This window comes from Mycobacterium sp. THU-M104 (assembly GCF_049197365.1).
Classification (GTDB): domain Bacteria; phylum Actinomycetota; class Actinomycetes; order Mycobacteriales; family Mycobacteriaceae; genus Mycobacterium.
In genome coordinates, this window is the sequence record NZ_JBMIOP010000123.1 from 1 (window position 1) to 2,516 (window position 2,516).

Annotated in this window: 1 protein-coding gene; it reads left to right on the plus strand. The window is 68.9% G+C overall.

The window, feature by feature from the left end:
- On the plus strand, nt 1–2,516 hold a 2,516-nt coding region (locus ACOJVU_RS10720), incomplete at both ends, for a type I polyketide synthase (RefSeq protein ID WP_421529765.1).

Sequence of the window (2,516 nt, forward strand, 5' to 3'; positions counted from 1 at the left end):
CTCGATCATCAGTCGTTCGCCGGTATCGCCCGGGGAATGATCGCCAACCGGGTCTCGTATGCATTCGGGTTGCGCGGCCCCAGCCTGACCGTCGACACCGGCCAGTCGTCGTCGCTGGTCGCCGTGCACCTGGCCTGTGAGAGCGTGCGTCGCGGTGAGTCCGCGCTGGCGATTGCCGGCGGCGTCCACCTGAACCTGGCGGACGAGACCGAAATGCTGGAAACCGCGTTCGGTGCGGTCTCACCGTCGGGTCACACCTACGCATTCGACGCACGCGCGGACGGTTACGTGCGAAGCCAAGGCGCCGGCCTCGTGCTGCTCAAACCGCTGCGCGCCGCCCTCGACGACGGGAACCACATCCGCGCCGTCATCCGCGGCAGTGCGGTCGGCAACGCCGGGCACACCGCCGCCGGTCAGACCGTGCCCTCGGTCCCCGGAGAAGCCGACGTCATCCGCGACGCGCTGGCCCGGGCGGGACTGGACGCCGGCGACATCCACTACGTCGAGGCACACGGCACGGGCACCCCGGTCGGCGATCCCGTGGAGGCGAACGCCCTGGGGGGGGTTTTCGCGGGGCGTCGCGAGGAGCCGTTGCGGGTGGGATCGGTGAAGACCAACGTCGGCCACACCGGCGCCGCCGCGGGGATCGCCGGCCTGCTGAAGACCGTGCTGGCGATCGAAAACGCCGTGATCCCGCCGAGCCTCAACTATTCGGCACCCCACCCCACGCTGGACCTGCCGACGTTCGGGCTGCAGGTCAACACGACGCCGCTGCCATGGCCGCGTGGCGTGCGGCGGGCCGGGGTCTCGTCGTTCGGGATGGGTGGGACGAACGCGCACGTGATCGTCGAGCAGGCGCCCCCGACTTCGGGAAACCCGTTGGTCAACAGCGTCGACGTGGTTGCGCCGTGGGTGCTGTCGGCGCGCTCGTCGGCGGCGCTGGTGAACCAGGCGAGCCGGTTGCTGGCGCATGTGTCGGCACAGACGGGGCTCCGGACCTGCGACGTGGCGTGGTCGTTGATCGCCACGCGTTCGATTTTCGAGCATCGGGCGGTGCTGTGGGGTTCGTGTCGCGAGCAGTTGACGGCCGGTCTGGCGGGTTTGGCCGCCGGCGAACCGGCGGCCGGCGTCATCGTGGGGCGGGCGCGGCCGGTAGGCAAGACGGCGTTCGTCTTTCCCGGTCAGGGCGCACAATGGTTGGCTATGGGGCGCCAACTATACGGGCGGTTTCCGTTGTTCGCCAAGGCCTTTGATGACGCCGCACAGCTGCTTGATGCCCGGATGCGGCTGCCGCTGAAGCACGTCATGTGGGGAGAAGACCCAGACCTGTTGTACAGCACCGAGTTTTCTCAGCCGGCACTGTTCGCCGTCGAGGTGGCATTGGCGGCGTTGTGGCAATCGTGGGGTGTGGTGCCCGATCTGGTGATGGGGCATTCTGTGGGTGAGATCGCCGCGGCCTATGTCGCCGGCGTGCTGTCGCTTCGGGACGCATCCGAGATCGTGGCGGCGCGGGGCCGTTTGATGGCCGCGCTTCCCGAGGGCGGAGTGATGATCGCGGTGGCGGCAGCGGAGTCGGAGGTGGCCCCCTTCCTCGCCGACGGCGTGAGCATCGCTGCAGTCAACGGTCCTGCCTCGGTGGTGCTCTCCGGTGCCGCGGATGCGGTGGACGCCGTGGTCGACCGATTGGCCCGGGGTGGCCGACGGGCGCGCCGGCTGGCGGTGTCGCACGCGTTTCATTCAGCCTTGATGGAGCCGATGATCGAGGACTTCGGTGCGGCGGTGGCCGACCTGGAGCCCAATCGACCGCGAATTACGCTGATATCCAACGTGACTGGTCAGTTAGCCGGTCACGGGTACGGCTCGCCGGATTACTGGGTGGAACATGTGCGTCGCCCGGTGCGCTTCGTCGACGGCGTCGAGTTGGCCGAGTCGCTGGGGGCCGGCGTCTTCGTTGAGGTCGGCCCCGGGAGCGGTTTGAGCGCGGCCCTGGAGCAGACCCTGGCGAACGAGCGCGCCACCGCGGTGGTGACGATGGCCAAGGACCGTTCCGAAATCGCCTCCTTCCTCGATGCTGCCGGGCGACTGTTCGTTGGCGGCGTCACCGTGGACTGGGCCGCTGCGTTTGCCGACGTGGGCGTCCAGCTGGTCGAGTTGCCCACGTACGGCTTTGCCAGGCGGCGATTTTGGTTGGGCGGACGAGGAGGGACGCCACCGCGGGAGTCGACGCCGGCCGATGGGCTGCACGCGCTGTCGGCCGAAGATCGGCGTCGGCGGCTCGTGGAACTCGTGTGCGCGAATGCGGCGATTGTCCTGGGGCACCCTGCCGGTGAAGACATCGACGCCGAACGGGCCTTCCAAGACTCCGGATTCGACTCGATGACCGGAGTCGAGCTGCGCAATCGCCTCAGCAGCGACGTCGGGTTGGCTTTGCCGCGCACCCTGATCTTCGACTATCCCACGCCGGCCGCGTTGGCCGAGCACCTGCACCAGCTCCTTCGTCGCAGCGGGGCCGGAGT